Genomic DNA, 18,597 nt, shown 5'->3' on the forward strand with positions numbered 1-18,597 from the left:
GGCACAACAGCCCTAGGGCCAACTGCTGTCCCTGCACCTTTTTGCACAACCCGGGCAACAGGCACCTGCTCTTGTAGCAGAGGGTTAAAAACCCAGCCTATTATGCATTTCCCCCACAAGTTCGGGCGTATCATCCAGTGGGGTTACGTACCATGGTGCAGGCAGGCGGGTTGCGCTCTCCCCCAGCACACGCACACGACCGGCCAGTTCCAGTTCTTCCACAAACTCACTGATCCGGCGTGATTTGCCCGGAAGCGGAAAAACCGTGACTGGTGCACGACCTGCCACGGATTCGGACATCATGGACACGCTATCTATGGTAACCAGCAGGTTATCCGCACACGCGATCAGCCCGATGTAGGGATTCTCACCCTCCCCATCCCACACGTAGCCACCTGCGGGTTCTATAATTTCCTTCAGCACGGCCAGAGCCTGCGGATCTGTCCGGCGGGAGGCCGTCACAATCAGGCTGCCACCTTCGGCCTGCCGGGTCTGCACCAGCACATTGGCCAGTCTGCGCGCTTCAGCCTCCCCTAGCTGGAAGCGCCCATTGGACCCGCCAACAAGGGCGGCCACCAAGGGGCGGGGCAGATGGGCCAGCTTTGGTTCCCACTCCTGTTTGGCATGTTCCAGCTCTTCTGGGGTCAGACCATGGAGTGCCGTACGCCCCAGCAGCACATTGGGGCCAGAAATATCATCATGGCGGCAGGCAATCACCAGATCAAAGCGGGCAAGGGACTGGCGTGGATTCTGAATTTGCACAACAGGCCGGCAGGAGGAGCGCAGGGCAGCCCCAATGGCTCCCCCTTTGCCACCAATGCTGATCACAACATCCGCACGCAACAGGTCTGCGTGGGATTCCAGGGTCTGCCCGCTGCTTCCGCGCAGGCAGGGTTTGCCCAGCCAGCGCGGACCTGCCAGGGCCATACGTGCAACACGGCCGGGGCACACGGGCTGAAAAACGCCATGCCACCCGGCACGGTTGGTCAGCCCCAATGCCTGCGAACGCATACCGGCAAAATTTTCCCCCACAACAAAAGCATGGGGCTGCGCACAGGGTAAAACCTCTGTGGGATTTGAACCAGTTTGCGCACCTGCATACATTGCGCTCGCCATAACGCGCATTCCTCCGCTACACATCGGCCTTTGCAACCATGCGCCCTGCATGGTCCTGCTTTGTCCTTGCAACCGGATTGCCTTTAAAAGCAAGGCACCTTGTACGCATTACAGACCACGAGAAAGGCAACAGTATGTCCGCTAGCTTTAAGGAGACGGGTCTGTCCCCAGCCCTTTGCGCCCACGCACAACAGGCAGGCATGGTAGAACCGACCCCCATCCAGCTGGCCGCCATTCCCGCTGCGCTGGATGGGCGGGATATTCTGGCAACGGCCCCAACCGGCACGGGCAAAACCGCAGCTTATGCGCTTCCCATGCTGCACAGGCTGCTCAAGGCGCGCAAACCGCGCACGCTGCTGGTTATGGTCCCTACGCGTGAACTTGTATTGCAGACCGCCAAGGTTTTCCGAACCTGCATGGGTGATACAGGCAAAAACAAGCAGCCTTCCAATACCAAACCCATCAACCTGCCCCTTATCTGCCTTTTTGGCGGAGCAGACAGGGACGAACAGGCAGCAGAACTCATCCAGACCAGCGGCGCCACGCGTATTCTGATCGCAACACCGGGACGGCTGCTGGATTTTATTGGCACAGGCACCTGCGACCTTTCGGACTGTTTTCAACTGGTCATGGACGAGAGCGACCGCCTGCTCACCCACGAGTTTGAGGAGGAAACCATGACCATCCTCAACTACCTGCCCACTCCGCGGCAAACCCTCGCCTTTTCCGCCACAATGCCTGCAGCGTGCAAAACCATTCTGGCTGGCATTGTGTACAAGCCCGTTGAACTGAGCGTGGAAAAACCGGCAGAGGAACGCCCCGCCATCCGGCAGGGGGTCCTGTTCCTTGAGAACGAGCAGAAAACCGCTTTCCTCAAAACCTTTTTTGGCCGCAGCCCCAAAACACGCAGCATTGTTTTTGTACGCACCAAAGCCGAGGCCGACGTGCTGGCCGCCACTCTTAAAAAAGCACGGTTGGCAGTTGCTCCCCTGCACGGCGATCTGACGCAGGACAAACGCACAAGCACGGTTGCCAGCTTTGGTGCGGGCCGCCTGTTCATTCTGGTAGCAACCGATGTGGCCGCCCGTGGGCTGGATATTGCCTCGGTCACGCAGGTCATCAATTACGATGTGCCGGAACTGCCAGAAACCTATCTCCACCGCATTGGTCGCACTGGCCGGGCAGGAAAAAAGGGATCAGCCCTCACGCTCTGCTCGGGTGCCGAGCGCAAGCTGTTACGGCAGGTGGAAGTTGGTGCCCATGTTAAACTGCGCGTTTTAAGCATGGAACAGGCCCTTCCTAGCCCAGCGCCTGCCAAACCCCGCACCAGACCTGCCAGCACGTAAAGCCCTGCCGTTAAACCCATTTTTGTGGTGGAAGCCCGCTTCCACCACAATTATGCACACGCGTACGCACACCGGCAGAGAAACCGCTCCACGCACTTAACCCGGCACGGAGGGATTGCAGCCAGCCCAAACCCGAACCATACTTGCATCCATGTGGTGCAGCTCCTTCCCCCCTCACCCATTCTGCCGCGTTTTTATGCCAACGCGCCGTTGCAATGCACCGGGGCAACCATGAGCTGTGGTGCCAAACGCAAGCGGAGTGGCCAAAACTCTTACCGCTTCCATACCCTGCCGGAAGTTCTGCCTCCGCCACTCCCCCCTTTACCCCATGCCGCACCGGAATATCCTCTACCCGACCTGACCCCGTGGGCGCAGGGAAATTGCGGCATAAAAGGGGTACATCATTTTGAAAGCCACAAACCCGGCCCACATATTGCCATTACTGCCCTTATGCATGGGAATGAATATGCTGGGGCCCATGCGCTAACCCAGTTACTCAGCACTCCATTGCACCCGGCCCATGGGCGATTAAGTCTGATTTTTCTTAATCTGGAAGCATATGCTGCGTTTGACCCACGCCGCCCCTCCCAGTTCCGCTTTATTGAGGAGGATATGAACAGGCTGTGGATGCCACACCTGATCCGCTCATCCCACACATCGCTTGAAATGCGTCGGGTGCGCGAGTTGCTCCCCGTTATCGACACGGTGGACATTCTGCTCGACCTGCACACCATGACATGGCCTTCCGCAACCCTGCTGCTCACCAGCATGGCGGAGCGGAACCTGCATATGGCAAGCGCACTGGCCAATGGGCAGGCGGCACCGCCACAGGTTGTGCTGGACCACGGGCACCCCACCGGCCCCCGCCTGATTGACTATGAACGGTTTTCCGCACCGGCGGGAACAGCCCGCGCCTGCCTGCTTGAAGCAGGGCAACACTGGACACGCTCCGCCGCAGGGCAAAGCCTGCTCTCAGCACGCCAAATACTGGCCCTGCATGGAATGCTTCCCGTTGCCGCGCAGGAGGGCCTGTGCCCGTCAGCTTCGTGCGTAAACGCCATGGTTACCGACTGTGTGGAAGCCTACACCGCCAGCTTTGCTTTTGTGCGCCCTTTTGTGGGGGGAGAAATTATAGAGCAGGCAGGCACCATAATTGCCGTTGATGGCATGGATGAAATCCGCACCCCTTACAACAACTGTATGCTGGTCATACCCAATTTACGCCCCCGGCGTGGCCACACGGCGGTAAGGCTGGCGCGCATTCTTTAAAATCCACTGTCAGGCACTGCGACTATTCCCCAACAAACGGGGCAATAAAACTTTAATATGGGCACCAGATCTGACTCGTCCCCACACGTATGGGTCATCGCGTGCCCCAAGCACTTCCATATCCGTCACACACAACACTTCCCGGGTCTTGACGGTGTTCCCCTCCCTGCGCACCCTGCGCCACGCACCCACCACACGGTGCGTGTTCTGGCAGTTTTTTTAACAGGCAGGAATGAGGCGCAATGCATTTTATTACGACATTCGACCCATCCTCTTTTCGCGATACATTTATAAGTTATCTGTCTGCTTTTATTTTTGGCACCCTTATTGGCGCAGAACGCCAGTACAGGCAGCGTACGGCTGGCCTGCGCACCAACGCACTGGTGGCCCTTGGGGCAGCAGCTTTTGTGGATCTGGCCCAGCAGCTTGCAGGCAATGCAGATGCCGTGCGGGTTATTGCCTATGTTGTCTCCGGCGTAGGTTTTTTGGGCGCAGGTGTGATCATGAAGGATGGTGCCAATGTGCGCGGGCTCAACACCGCGGCAACATTATGGTGTTCCGCTGCCGTTGGGGCATGTGCCGGAACCGACATGGTGGCCGAAGCCGGGTTACTCACACTCTTTATTATTGCGGGGAACACCCTGCTACGGCCTTTGGTTAAAGCCATTGACCGCATTCCCGCCGGTCAATCGGACGAAGCAACCTACTCCGTAAGCGTCCTGACCGACCATGCCCATGCGGGCCTGTTGCGAGACCTTGTGGTGGACCGGCTGGAGGAGGCCCGTTTTCCCGTTGCCGAGGTCGCCTTGTCCGACCATGCGGAAGGAAGTGTGGAAATTTCGGCCATACTCAGTTCCAACGTGCTGGACACAGTGGAACTGGAACGCGTTGTAAACCAGTTGGAAGCCGAAAAAGGCGTTACACACGCAACATGGCTGACCGCGCGGGAAAACTAGGCCCGCACATTCCAGCAGACAAGGCCAGACTTTACGCCACATTCCGCAAATATGTGGCTAGTAAAGCCGCGCCCCTGACCTTATGCAGCGTAATCAGCCTGCGGCTTGTGCTTTTTGGGCGGCTGCGCGGGCTGCCATTTTTTCTTCCTCGGTCCAGACCTTACGCTCACGCTTTTGCTGCGGCTTGACCTGCTTGACCGGCCCGCCACCCAGCACAGGTGGACGCATGGTGGAATTCTGGGCAGCATCCGAATGCCATGGATGATCGCGCTGCACGTCCAGACCACGCCCAATTTCGCGCTCTACAGCATGGAGCCATGCTCTTTGCTCGGCATCGCACAAGGTAATGGCAAAACCGCTCCGCCCCGCGCGGCCTGTCCGGCCAATACGGTGGACATAACTTTCGGGCAGGCTGGGCAGATCGTGGTTAAAAACATGCGTCACCGTATCCACATCAATGCCACGGGCGGCAATATCCGTTGCAACCAGAACCTGCGCATGACCCGTGCGGAAGGCCTCCAGCGCACGTTCGCGCTGGCCCTGGGATTTGTTGCCATGCAGGGCTTCGGCGGTCATGCCCGCTTCGGTAATAAAGGCACAGACCTCGTTGGCAATGTTCTTTTGCAGGGTAAAAACCACAGCCTGCCCCATACCCGGTGTTTGCAGCAGGGACAGGAGCGCGTCCTTTTTGTCCGCAGCGTTCACAAACATGACCGACTGCTCAATCCGGTCAACCGTCGTCGATGGGGGGGCAATTTCAACCTTGGCCGGGTCTTGCAAAAGACTTTCGGCCAAAGCCGCAATGGATTTTGGCATTGTTGCCGACAGCAGCACCGTGTGCCGCTCCTTGGGCAGGGTTGCAACAATACGCTCAATCGGTTTGGCAAACCCCATATCCAGCATCTGGTCGGCCTCATCAAGCACCAGTGCTTCCAACTGGGACAAATCGCAAAGCCCCTGTTCAATCAGGTCAAGCAGACGCCCCGGTGCTGCAACAATAATATCCACACCATCCTTAAGGGCATTCACCTGATGTATCTGGGCGAAACCACCAAAAATGGTTGTCACACGTGGCTTGAGGTAACGGCCAAAACTTTCAAACCCATCCGCAATCTGGGAGACCAGTTCCCGCGTGGGAGCCAGCACCAGCACGCGGGCCCCTCCCTTGGGGGCCGGGCGGGGTGTTTGTGCCAGACGGTGCAGCAAGGGCAAGGCAAAAGCTGCTGTTTTGCCTGTACCCGTCTGGGCCATACCCAGCAGGTCGCGGCCTTGCAGCAGCAACGGTATGGACTGGGCCTGAATGGGGGTGGGCTTCGTGTACCCTTCCTCCGCCAGAGCATTGAGCAGGGGCTGGGTCAGATTAAGGTCGGTAAATGTTGTGGGCATGATCACACAGCGCCTCCGGCGCTAATCAGGCTGCGCCTATTCGGGCTTCGCTGGGTTCGGGAAGGCAGAGCATTACGGGGGGTGTTGTGCCACGTCAACGCGCAAAAAAGACGCGGTGCGTTTTATCTGCCTCCATCCCCTGCCCCTTTGTGCGATCGGCCACCGCCACACCCCACAAACGGTGATGGCACCAGGGAAACAGGCAATAAAAAAAGCGTGGGAGAAAACCTCCCACGCTTTTTGACACACCCAGTTTTTAAGGCGAATTACCGCGCATAAATGGGGAAGCGTGCGCACAGGGTCTTAACCCGTTCGTGCACAGCGTTCTCAACGACTGCATCACCTTCACCGCCGGAAGCGGCAAGGGCTGTCAGCACTTCGTCAATCATTTCCCCAACCTGACGGAACTCTTCCTCGCGGAAGCCACGCGCCGTTGCCGCCGGGCTGCCCAGACGCACGCCAGAGGTAATGGCGGGTTTTTCCGGGTCAAACGGAATGGCGTTTTTGTTGGCTGTAATGCCTGCACGTTCCAGCGCCTGCTCGGCGGCCTTGCCGGTAACCTTTTTGGGCCGCAGGTCAACGAGCAGCAGATGGGAATCCGTACCACCCGTAACAATATCAAACCCGCGTTCAACCAGCACTTCGGCCAGAACCGCTGCGTTCTTCTGCACGGCCTTCTGGTATTCCTTGAACTCGGGGCGCAGGGCCTCGCCAAAAGCAACGGCTTTACCGGCAATAACATGCATGAGCGGGCCGCCCTGCAAACCGGGGAACACGGCGGAGTTGATCTTCTTGGCCAGAGCTTCGCTGTTGGTCAGGATCAGGCCGCCGCGGGGGCCACGCAGGGTTTTGTGCGTGGTGGAGGTAACAATGTCCGCATATTCAAGCGGGTTGGGGTACAGACCTGCTGCCACCAGACCGGCAAAGTGTGCCATGTCCACCATAAGCAGTGCGCCCACTTCGTCCGCAATCCGGCGGAAGCGTGCAAAATCGATAATCCGCGGGTAAGCAGACCCACCAGCCACAATAATGGACGGCTTGTGCTCACGCGCAAGGCTTTCCATCTGTTCGTAATCCAGCATCCCATCCTGCTGGCGCACGCCATACTGAACGGCATTGAACCATTTGCCAGAATAGTTGGGAGCTGCGCCGTGTGTCAGGTGGCCACCAGCGGCAAGGCTCATCCCCAGCACCGTATCGCCCGGCTTGCCCATGGCCATGAAGGCCGCCTGATTGGCATTGGCACCAGAATGGGGCTGCACATTGGCAAAAGCCGCGCCAAACAGAGTTTTAGCCCGTTCAATGGCAAGGATTTCCACCTTGTCCACTTCCACGCAGCCACCATAGTAACGGCGACCGGGGTAACCTTCTGCATATTTGTTGGTCAGCACACTGCCCTGCGCCTGCAAAACGGCCTCGGAGGCCATATTTTCGCTGGCGATCAGCTCAATGCCATCCTGCTGGCGGGTCAGCTCGGCGGCAATGGCGGACGCAACGTCCGGATCCGTCTGGGTCAGGGGCGCATGAAAAAAACGGTCCAGATCCGTGTGGCTCATTCGGGTGTTCCCTCAAAATCAAACTGTCGTTTGGCAACATGCCTGCCGGGCGGCAGATAGCGGTCAATGGTTCCAGCACACTCCAGCCAGACTGCACCGGAGCCTGCATTATAGCAGACAGAAGCACTGGATGGTCTCTTACCCCGTTCCACGCGCCCCTGACAGGAGAAAAATTCCAACACGGCAGAACCTCGCTCCCATTCAGGCTGATCCCGCTTTTACACGCGGTCTGCCTTTGGATAAACCGCAAACAACAGCAGGGAAAAAACATACCGCCACAAACCACCCCGGCATGGCGCAACCTCCCCCCGCCTGCTCCACCCCCCGGTTCCATACATCCGGCTCCATACATTTAAGGGCCGGACTGGTCCGGATTCGCAAATCCGGCTCTTAAGCACCGTTCCACGCGGAGCTGCTCCCTGCTGCTCCGGGGTTGCATAACATGGGCAGGAGCGCATACTCCGCCACGTCTTATTCACCCCTGTTTGTTCTGCCATGTTCAACCGGGCCAATACCCCGCTCCGTGGCGAACACCGTGCAAGGAGATCCCGCCCATGATGGCAGGTCGTTTCCCTTTGACCCGCCCGCGCCGCAACCGGTTTGACGATGCGACACGCCGCCTGGTTGCCGAAAATTCACTGGGCATCAGCAACCTGATCTGGCCGATTTTTTTCATGGAAGGTACGGGTGCCACAACCGAAGTATCCTCCATGCCCGGCGCGCACCGCGTAACACTCGACCGGTTGGCCAAACATGTTGAGCCTGCTGCAAAGCTGGGTATCCCCGCTCTTGCCCTGTTCCCCATCACCCCGTCCGAAGCACGGGATGAAACCGGCAAAGAAGCGCTCAACCCGGACAATCTGATGTGCCGCGCAGCACGGTTGCTCAAAAAAGAATTCCCTGACCTCGCCCTGATCGGGGATGTGGCACTCGACCCCTACACCAGCCATGGGCATGATGGGGTGATCGAAAATGGCTATGTCGTCAATGAGGCCTCGGTGCAGATTCTGGCCCAGCAGGCTGTTAATCAGGCCATTGCAGGGGTGGATATTATTGCCCCATCAGACATGATGGATGGCCGCATTGGCACCATCCGCCAGGATCTGGACGTGAATGGGCTGATCAACACACGTATCATGTCCTATTCCGCCAAATATGCCTCGGCATTCTATGGCCCGTTCCGCGATGCCCTTGGTTCTGGCGGTCTGCTGAAAGGGGACAAAAAAACCTACCAGATGGACCCGGCCAACAGTGACGAAGCGCTGCGTGAAGTCGAGATGGACATTGCCGAAGGGGCTGACATGGTCATGGTCAAACCCGGTATGCCTTATCTGGATATTATCCGCCGGGTGAAAGATACCTTCAGTGTGCCGACTTTTGCGTATCAGGTCTCTGGAGAATATGCGATGCTTATGGCAGCCATCAACAATGGCTGGCTCGACCGCGACCGTGCCATTATGGAAAGTCTTATGGCCTTCCGCCGTGCAGGTGCCAATGGCGTGTTAACGTATTTTGCCATTGAAGCCGCACAGCATATTCGGGAAAGATCGGGCCTGTAACCACACAGCCTGGCCTATGCCGGGTAAGGCGGACTGGCATAACACCAGCCCGCCACGCATCCGGGATTGCCGACCATGACGTCTCCACTGCGTAACCCGCAGTTTTTTTACACCACCACCCCACAGCCATGCCCGTATTTACCGGCGCGCATGGAACGCAAAATTCTGGCTGATCTCTCTGTTCCTGATGCAGACACACTGCATAGCCGCCTGTCCTGTGCGGGTTTCCGCCGCAGTCACACGCTGGCCTATGCGCCATTGTGCGAAGGCTGCTCGGCCTGCATCCCCATCCGCCTGCCCGTTGCGGATTTTACCCCCAGCCGTACACAAAAACGCATTGGCAACCGTAATGCGGACCTGACCGCTACGCTCCTGCCCCCAACAGCAACCAGCGAGCAGTACACGCTCTTCCACCGTTACCTGAGCACCCGCCATGCGGATGGTGAAATGGCGGGCATGAGCCCGCGCGATTACCGGATTATGGTGGAAGAAACCACAGTCGATACGCAAATTATAGAATTCCGTACCCCCGACCAAAAACTGGTTGCAGTCAGCCTGACCGACACACTGGATGATGGGCTTTCCGCCGTATACAGTTTTTACGACCCAAGCCAGCCCATGCGCTCCTTGGGGGTTTACGTCATTCTTTTTCTTATCCGCCAGACGTTCCTGCTTGGCCGGCCCTACCTTTATCTGGGCTACTGGATTCCAGGCAGCCCCAAAATGGCCTATAAAAGCGGCTTCCGCCCGGCAGAAATCCTGCGGCAGGATGCTTGGCGTACACTGGACCCCACTCAGCCAGTCAACACAGAGCGCTGCGGTTTATTCCCAGACGCTCCGTTATTCTGACCAGCCGCCTGGCAAGCACGCCGCGCCAGAATTAGCCCTTTTTATTGGCCCATGTAGGGGCCAGCTTGCCAACACTGGCGCGCTTGCCCAGCCAGTCCTGCAAATCCGCCATGGAACGGCAGCGTACCGTTCCCGGCCAGACCAGCCCATCCTCTGCGGCAAACACCACAGCCTGCCGCAGTTGGCCTCCATCTGCATATTTTTGCAGTGCCACACCAAGGCCACGCGTCATAACCGGAAGCTGATCCAGTGGGAAAATCAAAAACCGCCGGTTGTCCCCCAGAACGGCAACATGGTCACCCTGTGCTGGAATACACAACTGGGCGGACTCATCCCCCTTGAGGTTAAGCACCTGCCGCCCCGACCGCTTTTCGGCCACCAGAGCGTCATCCTCTACCACCATGCCGCGCCCGGCACTGGACGCCACCAGACGTTTGCCCCCTTCTTCCAAGGGGAATACCGCCAGAAGCTCCTCATCATTGGACAGCTCTATCAGCAGGCGCACCGGCTGGCCATCACCGCGCCCACGCGGCAGGTCGGCCCCCTTTACGGTAAAGGCACGGCCATCGGTTGCAAAAAAGCACAGCCGGTCCGTACTCTGGCAGGGAATAGCCAGCTTAAGCCCATCGCCTTCCTTGAACTTCTGGTTATCCAGATCAACATTATGGCCCTTAATGGCCCTGACCCACCCTTTCTGGGACAGGATCATGGTCAAAGGCTCACGTTCCACGGTTTCCACAACCGAAATATCAACCGGCTTGGGCGCAGACAGAATGGTGCTGCGCCGGGCCCCAACACGCCCTTTGCCAAACACCTTGACCATTTTGTCCAGTTCCTGCCCGATCTGCTTCCAGCGCAGTTTTTCATCCCCCAGCAGACCGACAAGGCTGGCTTTTTCCGCCGAGAGTGCGTCATGCTCCTTACGGATTTCCATTTCTTCCAACCGGCGCAAACTCCGCAGACGCATATTCAGCACAGATTCCGCCTGCATGTCCGTCAGCCCGAAGGTGGCAATCAGGCTGGCTTTGGCGTCGTCCTCCTCGCGGATAATCCGAATAACCTCATCCAGATTGAGGTAAACAATTAAAAAGCCAGCCAGAATTTCCAACCGCCGCTCCACGGCAGCCAAGCGGTGGCGGCTACGGCGCTCCAGTACCTCGTGCCGGTGGTCCAGCCATGCCTGCAGAACCTGTTTAAGCCCCAGCACACCGGGGGAGCGGTCCGCGCCAAGTACGTTCATGTTCAGGGCAAAACGGCTTTCCAGCGGTGTTGCCCTGAACAGGGTTTCCATCAGCACTTCGGGTTCAATACCACGAGTTTTAGGCTCCAGAATCAGGCGGATCTCGTCCGTACTTTCATCACGGATGTCGCCCAGAAGCGGGAGTTTTTTCTGCTCCAGCAGATCCGCCACCTGCTCGATCAGGCGGGATTTCTGTACCTGATACGGAATTTCCGACACCACAATATGCCACGTGCCAAACCGCCCCTGCTCTACAGCCCAGCGCGCCCGCATACGAAAACCACCACGCCCCGTTTCGTATGCCTGCAAAATGGCAGAAGCATCCTCAACAATCAGCCCACCGGTAGGAAAATCCGGCCCCGGCATAAGGGCCAGCAGGTCCTGCGTTGTGGAGGCGGGTTTACGTGCCAGCAAAGCCGCAGCGGCACAGACCTCGGCAGCATTATGGGGGGGAATACTGGTCGCCATACCCACGGCAATACCCGCAGCACCATTGGCAAGCAGGTTGGGAAAAGCCGCAGGCAGCACAATGGGTTCCTGCTCCTCACCATCATAGGTGGGCCGAAAATCCACGGCGTCACTCTCTATCCCGTCCAGCAGGGCTACGGCCACCTCGGTCAGGCGTGCTTCCGTGTAACGCATGGCGGCGGCGTTATCACCATCGATCGAGCCAAAGTTGCCCTGACCTTCCACAAGCGGGTAACGGGCAGCAAAATCCTGTGCAAGCCTCACCAGTGCTTCGTACACCGAGGCATCACCATGTGGATGGAACTTACCAATAACGTCCCCCACAACGCGTGCGCATTTTTTGAACCCCGAAGCCGGGTCCAGCTTAAGCTGGTGCATGGCGTAAACCAGCCGCCGGTGAACAGGCTTTAGCCCATCGCGCACATCTGGCAGAGAGCGCGACATGATGGTGGACAAAGCATAGGCCAGATAACGCTCGCTTAGCGCATCCGCCAGTTTTGTCTCCTCAATATGGCCTTCAAATGTCTCGTTCATGCTCTGCCCCAGAAAAAACGGTGCGATATGTGATTTGCCACAGACATACCGCCACAGGCCCAGTTGTGCCAGCCTTGGCGCGCACTTCAGTCCGTGTTGTGCCCTGCAACCAGTTTTTCAACGCGTGCAAGCAGCCTCTGCCGTGCCGCAGGCAAGGGTTGATGCCGCTGCCCAAATGCGTCCCGCGCCAAAAAATATCCACTCAGGCGCAAACCATCCAACCAGTCTGCCCAACTCCCTGCATTTGTAGGATCGTGCAAAAAAGCCGGGAGTGGTAAAAGCCGGTCTTTCCACGCGCCTGCGCCTTCCGCGCTGACCGCACGCCCTGTGCGGGGGGAAACATAGGCAAGCCCGTGCGTTTGCCCGGTTACCGCGCAGGCGCGCAGATCAAGCCCAAAACCCAGCACGTCCAGCAGTGCCAGTTCCCACTCAATATAATTTGGTAATCCCACCCGTTCAGCCACATCCGGGTCATACCCGATGAAAGACAGCAACGTGAGCGTGGCACCAAAAAATGCCGGGCATGGTTCGCCTTCAGGCAGGGTTGCATCGACCAGCACGCAGGCAGACTGCATCATGGCCAGTGCCAGTGGCATACTTAAAATACGCGCAGCGCAGCCATAAAGCACTTCGCCTGAAACACGCAGCGGTGCGCCCTCGCTCCGTTGCACAAGCCTAGCCTTAACCACATTCCCCGGTTGCCACAAGGCGCGCCCTGCACGGCTGGCCCCGCCATAAGCCAAAGCCCGCACCAGCCCATCTTCCTCAGTCAGTAAGTGAACCCGTGTGCCGCTCTCGCCTTGTGGTGCCACAAAAACAACAAGGGCGGGAGCCTCCCTTTCCAGAGAAGTCCCGCCCTTGTTCAACATCCAAAAGACCCGGTCTTAGACGCCGGAAACCTTTGCCACTTCCGCAGCAAAGTCATCAACGGTCTTTTCAATGCCTTCGCCCAGATGGAAGCGGTCAAAACCAGCCAGTTTAACACCAGCTTTTTTAACAACGTCCTTCACGCGGCTTTCGCCATCGTGCACCCATACCTGCTCCAGAAGAACAACTTCTTCATAGAACTTGCGGATACGGCCTTCGACCATTTTTTCAATAATGGCTTCGGGCTTGCCGGATGCGCGGGACTGTTCGATCAGAACAGCGCGTTCACGCTCGACTTCTTCCTGATTCAGGCTGCTGACATCCAGAGCGGACGGACGGGTAGCTGCAACGTGCATCCCAACCTGACGGCCAAGCTGTTCAATAGCTTCATCAGCCGTCGGAGCTTCAATAGCTGCCAGAACACCAATCTTGCCCAGACCAGGGCGCAGGGCACCATGCACGTAGGTTGCCACAACGCCAGACGGCACGGTGAACACGCGCGCGCGGCGCAGGGTCATGTTTTCGCCAATGGTGGCGATCAGGTGCGTCAGCTCATCAGCCACGGTGCGGCCCGTGTCCAGCGTAGCGGCCTTAATGGCTTCCAGATCTTCACCAACCTTGAGCGCTACTTTGGCAACGGATTCCACAAAGTTCTGGAATGCTTCGTTACGGGCAACAAAGTCGGTTTCTGCATTGACTTCCACCATGGCGGCAACCTTGTCGCCAGAGGCAACGGCCACCAGACCTTCTGCTGCAACACGGCCAGACTTTTTGGCTGCTGCGGCAAGGCCCTTGGTGCGCAGCCAGTCAATGGCGGCTTCAATATCACCCTGCGCTTCGTTCAGCGCTTTTTTGCAATCCATCATGCCTGCGCCGGTTTTTTCGCGCAGTTCCTTGACCAGTGCAGCGGTAATTTCCGCCATATTCCTACTCCTTAGAAAACCGCAACGCGCCCTTGGCAGGGCGCGCGGCAGAACATTCCATTGCCTGCAAAAAACAGGCACTTCATGCAAAAAAACAGCCCGGTCTGGACCGGGCTGTTTTTAAAGGCTTCAGCCGGCTGCCGGAGCTTCTTCAGCCACCGGAGCGGCTGCAAGAGCAGGCTCAACCGGCAGTTCTTCAGAAGCACCCACATCGTGCCCAGCCGCACCCAGCTCGGCGGAAATACCGTCCAGCACGGAAGCGGAAACAAGGTCACAATACAGGCCAATGGCGCGAATGGCGTCATCGTTACCGGGGACCGGGTAGGTCACGCCGCGGGGGTCGGAGTTGCTGTCCAGAATGGCCACAACCGGAATACCCAGCTTGTTGGCTTCTTCAATGGCCAGCTTTTCCTTGTTCGTGTCGATCACGAACAGCACGTCGGGCAGGCCACCCATTTCCTTGATCCCGCCGAGGGAGCGTTCCAGCTTGTCACGCTGGCGGGTCAGTTCCAGCACTTCCTTTTTGGTCAGACCGGAAGTTGCGCCTTCGAGCGTTTCTTCAATCTGGCGCAGGCGCTTGATGGAACCCTGAATGGTCTTCCAGTTGGTGAGCATACCACCCAGCCAACGATGGTTGACGTAGTACTGGCCGCAGCGGCGTGCTGCTTCTGCAATCGGGTCCTGTGCGGCGCGCTTGGTGCCAACGAACAGAACGCGGCCACCACCGGCCACAACATCACGAATCGCTTTAAGGGCGCGGTCAAGCAGGCCAACGGTCTGCTGAAGGTCGATGATGTGAACCTGGTTACGAACACCAAACAGGAACGGCGCCATGCGCGGGTTCCAGCGGCGGGTGTGGTGACCAAAGTGAACACCAGCTTCAAGCAGCTGGCGCAGTGTGAAATCGGGCATCGCCATGGGGCGTATTCCTACCTAACTGGTTAAACCTCCGCGAGACACCACCCAGCCATTGGACCGGGCACCAGAGGTGTATGGCCTCGCGTGTGTTATACCCCCGCAAGACGCCGGGGCGGCTCTATATGGCGTTTTTTGGCCCCACAGGCAAGGCCAAAATATGGGTTCAGCCCTGCTCCAGCGGTTTGGCGTACTGGTTGGGCACACCACTGCGTGCCAGCAGGTCCCGCAGGCTTTTAACCACCGGGAACACCTCCACATTGTGGTCTCCGCCCAGTTCACGCCATGCGTTTTGCTCCATTTCCACAATCTCGCGATCTTCTTCAAAAATGCGATGTGTGAACAGGCCGAGCACAGGCCACGCCATATCCAGCAAAAAAGTCCATTTGGGTTTTTTAACGGACAGCAGACCAAACGCCTGCGTAACCTGCTGGGTTTCCCCCAAGGGCAGATAACAGGCCCACAGGTCCATAATAAGATCTCCGTCCTTATCGTGGATCTGAAGAGTCTGGTACGGGTAAGTGGTACGGATGGATACCACCTCCTCCACAGGCTGCTCCCGGCCATCATCATGGTGTTTGCCAAAAATCAGGGCTTCGGCCAGCGGCTGGTTGCCGCCCTTGCGGGCAAAGCTGTAGCGCGCTTCCATAAAGTTATCGCCCTTGTCCTGCCCCAGAAAACGGGCGGTAATGGACCCCATCTGCCTGCGGTGCAGGAACTGGTGGTTCATGTCCATCAGGTTTTCATGCATGAAGGTATAATGGCACTTCAGACGCGGGCTGAACTGGCGGGTTTTGTATTCGGGGTTACCAACCTGCGCTATGTCCGGCACGGGCACCTTGTCAGCCAGATCCGGGTTGCCGGGGAAAATAAAGATCAGCCCGCTTTTTTCCCGGCACGGATATGCCTTGACCGGGCGGCCAACGCCCTCCTTGTTCAGGTATGGTACGGTCACGCACTTGCCCTGCCGGTCAAACGCCCAGCCATGATAGCAGCATTTAACGCACCCTTTATCGTCCACAACGCCTTTGCTTAGCGGCACCTGCCGGTGGGCACAGCGGTCTTCCAGCGCATAAACCGGACCGTATTCGGGGCGGATCAACGCAATGGGGTGGCCTGCAAACTGCGCAGCAAATGCCTTGCCCGGCCGCACCTTGCTGGACCATGCCACAGGATACCAGAAGTTGGGGTCAACATCGATCTGCCTCAGATCGTAGCGGGGGGCATTGGCCCGCTCCGCCTGCTGCTCCGTGGTGGTTGTTGCCTGTTGCATGGTTTCACCTCGTCAGAATACCACAGACCGGCTCTTCCGATGCACATTATTCCGGCCTGAAAGGGAATGGCGCACGATTGAGCATTCCGCCCGATCTGCACAAGCCCTTATCATCGCATGTCTGCCTTCCAGACGAAAAGGGCATAAATCAAACCAGTTTTATGCAACCTGCCGCAGGCAATCCGCCAGACGGGCCGTCTGCTCATCCGCATCCGGCATTTGCTGCCCATCAACACGCTCCACCACCCGGAGCGAAAGGGAGTTAACCAGCCATACCCCCCGCGCGCAATGCAAAGCCGCAGGGTGCACCGGGGCTTCCTGCACCACACCTTTTTCCAGCAGGCGCAGGCGGGCAATACCTGCCAAAGCACCCTCTGCTGCTGGAGGCGTTACCAATCCGGCATCGGTTGCCAGAACAAGGTTACTGATTGTACTTTCCGCCACCCGCCCCTGCGTGTTGAGCAAAAGCGCATCCTGCGCCCCGGCCTGCTCGGCCTCCTGCCGGGCCAGAATGCCGGGCAGATAATTCAGGCTTTTAATATAAGATAACGGGGATGCCTCATCCCGCCTGATCAGGCGGCTGGTTATCACCCGCACAGATGATACGGCAAATTCTCCCGGCACGGCAGTCAGCAGAACTGTTGGCTGCCCATGCACAGGGGGCAACAGCCCCCTTGGTCCTTCCCCCCGTGCCACAGTCAACCGCAACACGGCATCTTCCAGACCGCAGACACTCAGCAAGGCTTTTGCTGCCTGTTCCACACATTCCTCTGTGGGCACAGTCAGCCCCAGCACACTTCCCCCGGCTGCCAGCCGCGCCATGTGGCGGGGCAGATGCACAACCTGCCCACCAACCGCACGCATGGTTTCAAACAGTCCATCGCCCAGAGTAAAGCCTCGATCCGCCGGGCTTATCCGGGCCTCGTGCTGGGCGCAAATGGCACCGTTGAGCCAGACAAACATCACACACCCTCCGCAAAGACAACAAATGGTGCCAGTTTAAGCCGCATTTCCTCATATTCCTTCTGCGGGTCGGACAAAATGGTAATCCCACCACCTGTGCCAATACGCAGTTGACCGCCTTGCGCCACAAAACTGCGAATAATTACGGAACTATCCATCCGCCCATCCACACCAATACAAAAGACTGTGCCGCAATAAGCACCACGTGGCGTATTTTCCAGCTCGTCAATAATCGCCATGGCACGGTGCTTGGGCGCACCCGTTACAGACCCCGGCGGCAGTGTTGCCAGCAGCAGGTCAAACACATCGCGCCCCGGCAGCAGACGCCCCTGCACTTCCGAAACGAGGTGATGCACATGCGCAAACCGCTCCACCACCCAGAGCTGGGGCACCTGCACGCTACCAACCTGTGCTACCTGCCCTATGTCATGGCGCATCAGGTCCACAATCATCAGGTTCTCCGCACGTTCCTTATCGTCCGCTGCCAGACGCTGGGCCAGATGCTGGTCTTCGGTCGGGGTTTGCCCGCGGGGGGCTGTGCCTTTTATGGGGCGTGTTGCCACCTGCCCGTGGCGATCAACCTGCAAAAACCGTTCCGGCGAGCAGGAAAGAAGAGAAAAATCCCGACCACAAGACAAAAAAGCACCAAACGGGGCGGGTGCAACCTGCCTGAGCTTACGGTACAGGTCGCTACTCCGCACACAAGGCGGCAAAGCCGCACTATGCTGGCAGGTTATGTTGACCTGAAAAATATCGCCCGCGGCAATATACTGCCGCGCCTGCTCCACCACATGGCGGTAGCTGGCATCGCTGTAGCTGGGATGCAGGATCAAAGGCCCCACAACAGGAGGGGGAGGAGCCTGTTCGGGCAAAGCCGCCCATGCCGCCAAAGCCTTGCCCCGTGCATGAGCAGACAACCCACCCTGCGTTAGCCCTGCCAGAAAAACACGTTTGTTCTGGCGATCCCATACATAAGCATGATTGTAAAAAGCGGCGGAAAAAAGCGGCTCTTCCCCGGCCACATGGCGGGTTGGCACGCCCTGCACCGCCATACCAAACGCATAGCTGGCCAAGCCAACCCAACCACCACAAAAAGGCACATCCCCTTCAGGCACAGTCTGCGTAAATTTTTGCAGTATTATCCGCAGGGTTTGCATAACGTCCTGTGGTGAACCGTGCACTATGGGCGCGCCATCCAGTTCTGCCCTGTCTGTAAAAACATGAAGGGTATGGCATGGATTATGGCAAAAAATCTGCCAGCGGTTACGGCCATCCAGCTCTCCGCCACTATCGAGAAAAGCACACCACGGTGCCTGCCCCCACATGGCCAGCACCACATCCGGGTTACGCCATGCCAGTGGCTGCACCCATGCCATG

Annotated in this window: 16 protein-coding genes; 6 read left to right on the plus strand and 10 right to left on the minus strand. The window is 58.1% G+C overall.

The genetic code is table 11. The features are described 5' to 3' along the window. Nucleotides 1-84 precede the first annotated feature (84 nt). Complete coding sequence (locus tag Absy_RS08480; RefSeq protein WP_084597030.1) at nt 85-1,116, minus strand: mitochondrial fission ELM1 family protein; 1,032 nt, start codon at nt 1,114-1,116, stop codon at nt 85-87. Between the two features lie 134 nt (nt 1,117-1,250). Between Absy_RS08480 and Absy_RS08485 the strand changes: the two genes are divergently transcribed. The 3 genes from Absy_RS08485 to Absy_RS08495 all read left to right on the plus strand — a co-directional run bounded on the left by Absy_RS08485 (nt 1,251) and on the right by Absy_RS08495 (nt 4,687). Continuing rightward, nucleotides 1,251-2,462, plus strand: a complete 1,212-nt coding sequence (locus Absy_RS08485; RefSeq protein WP_048854358.1) for a DEAD/DEAH box helicase — start codon at nt 1,251-1,253, stop codon at nt 2,460-2,462. Nucleotides 2,463-2,693: 231 nt separating this feature from the next. Next, nucleotides 2,694-3,731, plus strand: coding sequence for a M14 family metallopeptidase (locus Absy_RS08490; RefSeq protein WP_052945732.1), 1,038 nt, complete (start codon nt 2,694-2,696; stop codon nt 3,729-3,731). A gap of 242 nt (nt 3,732-3,973) precedes the next feature. Next, nucleotides 3,974-4,687 carry an MgtC/SapB family protein gene (locus tag Absy_RS08495; RefSeq protein ID WP_048854308.1) on the plus strand — a complete coding sequence of 238 codons (714 nt, stop codon included), beginning with the start codon at nt 3,974-3,976 and terminating at the stop codon, nt 4,685-4,687. A gap of 93 nt (nt 4,688-4,780) precedes the next feature. Here Absy_RS08495 and Absy_RS08500 read toward each other — a convergent pair whose 3' ends face one another. Next, complete coding sequence (locus Absy_RS08500; RefSeq protein ID WP_048854309.1) at nt 4,781-6,073, minus strand: DEAD/DEAH box helicase; 1,293 nt, start codon at nt 6,071-6,073, stop codon at nt 4,781-4,783. A gap of 266 nt (nt 6,074-6,339) precedes the next feature. Then, entirely contained in the window at nt 6,340-7,629 is a 1,290-nt protein-coding gene (gene glyA, locus Absy_RS08505) for a serine hydroxymethyltransferase (RefSeq protein WP_048854310.1), read from the minus strand. A gap of 130 nt (nt 7,630-7,759) precedes the next feature. Between glyA and Absy_RS08510 the strand changes: the two genes are divergently transcribed. The 3 genes from Absy_RS08510 (at nt 7,760) to Absy_RS08520 (ending at nt 10,037) form a co-directional block, all read left to right on the plus strand. Beyond that, nucleotides 7,760-8,023 carry a hypothetical protein gene (locus Absy_RS08510; protein ID WP_146802603.1) on the plus strand — a complete coding sequence of 88 codons (264 nt, stop codon included), beginning with the start codon at nt 7,760-7,762 and terminating at the stop codon, nt 8,021-8,023. Nucleotides 8,024-8,183: 160 nt separating this feature from the next. Then, on the plus strand, nt 8,184-9,188 hold the full coding sequence (hemB, locus tag Absy_RS08515; RefSeq protein WP_048854313.1) for a porphobilinogen synthase: 1,005 nt from the start codon (nt 8,184-8,186) through the stop codon (nt 9,186-9,188). Nucleotides 9,189-9,263: 75 nt separating this feature from the next. Next, nucleotides 9,264-10,037: an arginyltransferase gene (locus Absy_RS08520; RefSeq protein ID WP_048854314.1), complete on the plus strand. Its 774-nt coding sequence runs from the start codon at nt 9,264-9,266 to the stop codon at nt 10,035-10,037. 31 nt (nt 10,038-10,068) lie between these two features. On the opposite strand, the gene parC is transcribed toward Absy_RS08520, so the two are convergent. From parC to Absy_RS08555, 7 genes are all read right to left on the minus strand, one after another. Then, complete coding sequence (gene parC, locus Absy_RS08525; RefSeq protein ID WP_048854315.1) at nt 10,069-12,279, minus strand: DNA topoisomerase IV subunit A; 2,211 nt, start codon at nt 12,277-12,279, stop codon at nt 10,069-10,071. A gap of 86 nt (nt 12,280-12,365) precedes the next feature. Beyond that, nucleotides 12,366-13,124: a DNA repair protein RecO gene (gene recO, locus Absy_RS08530; RefSeq protein WP_048854360.1), complete on the minus strand. Its 759-nt coding sequence runs from the start codon at nt 13,122-13,124 to the stop codon at nt 12,366-12,368. 39 nt (nt 13,125-13,163) lie between these two features. Beyond that, nucleotides 13,164-14,069, minus strand: coding sequence for a translation elongation factor Ts (gene tsf / locus Absy_RS08535; RefSeq protein WP_048854316.1), 906 nt, complete (start codon nt 14,067-14,069; stop codon nt 13,164-13,166). A gap of 129 nt (nt 14,070-14,198) precedes the next feature. After that, nucleotides 14,199-14,987, minus strand: coding sequence for a 30S ribosomal protein S2 (gene rpsB, locus Absy_RS08540; protein WP_048854317.1), 789 nt, complete (start codon nt 14,985-14,987; stop codon nt 14,199-14,201). Between the two features lie 163 nt (nt 14,988-15,150). After that, nucleotides 15,151-16,257, minus strand: coding sequence for a Rieske 2Fe-2S domain-containing protein (locus Absy_RS08545; protein ID WP_048854318.1), 1,107 nt, complete (start codon nt 16,255-16,257; stop codon nt 15,151-15,153). A 159-nt stretch (nt 16,258-16,416) separates the two neighbouring features. Further along, complete coding sequence (locus Absy_RS08550) at nt 16,417-17,223, minus strand: aminotransferase class IV (protein ID WP_146802601.1); 807 nt, start codon at nt 17,221-17,223, stop codon at nt 16,417-16,419. Further along, the gene (locus Absy_RS08555; protein WP_048854320.1) at nt 17,220-18,596 is read right to left on the minus strand and encodes an anthranilate synthase component I family protein; all 1,377 of its coding nucleotides are present in this window, start codon (nt 18,594-18,596) and stop codon (nt 17,220-17,222) included. The genes Absy_RS08550 and Absy_RS08555 overlap by 4 nt, the downstream gene beginning before the upstream one ends. Nucleotide 18,597: the final 1 nt, after the last annotated feature.

Source organism: Acetobacter syzygii (genome assembly GCF_000964225.1).
Taxonomy (GTDB): Bacteria; Pseudomonadota; Alphaproteobacteria; order Acetobacterales; family Acetobacteraceae; genus Acetobacter; species Acetobacter syzygii.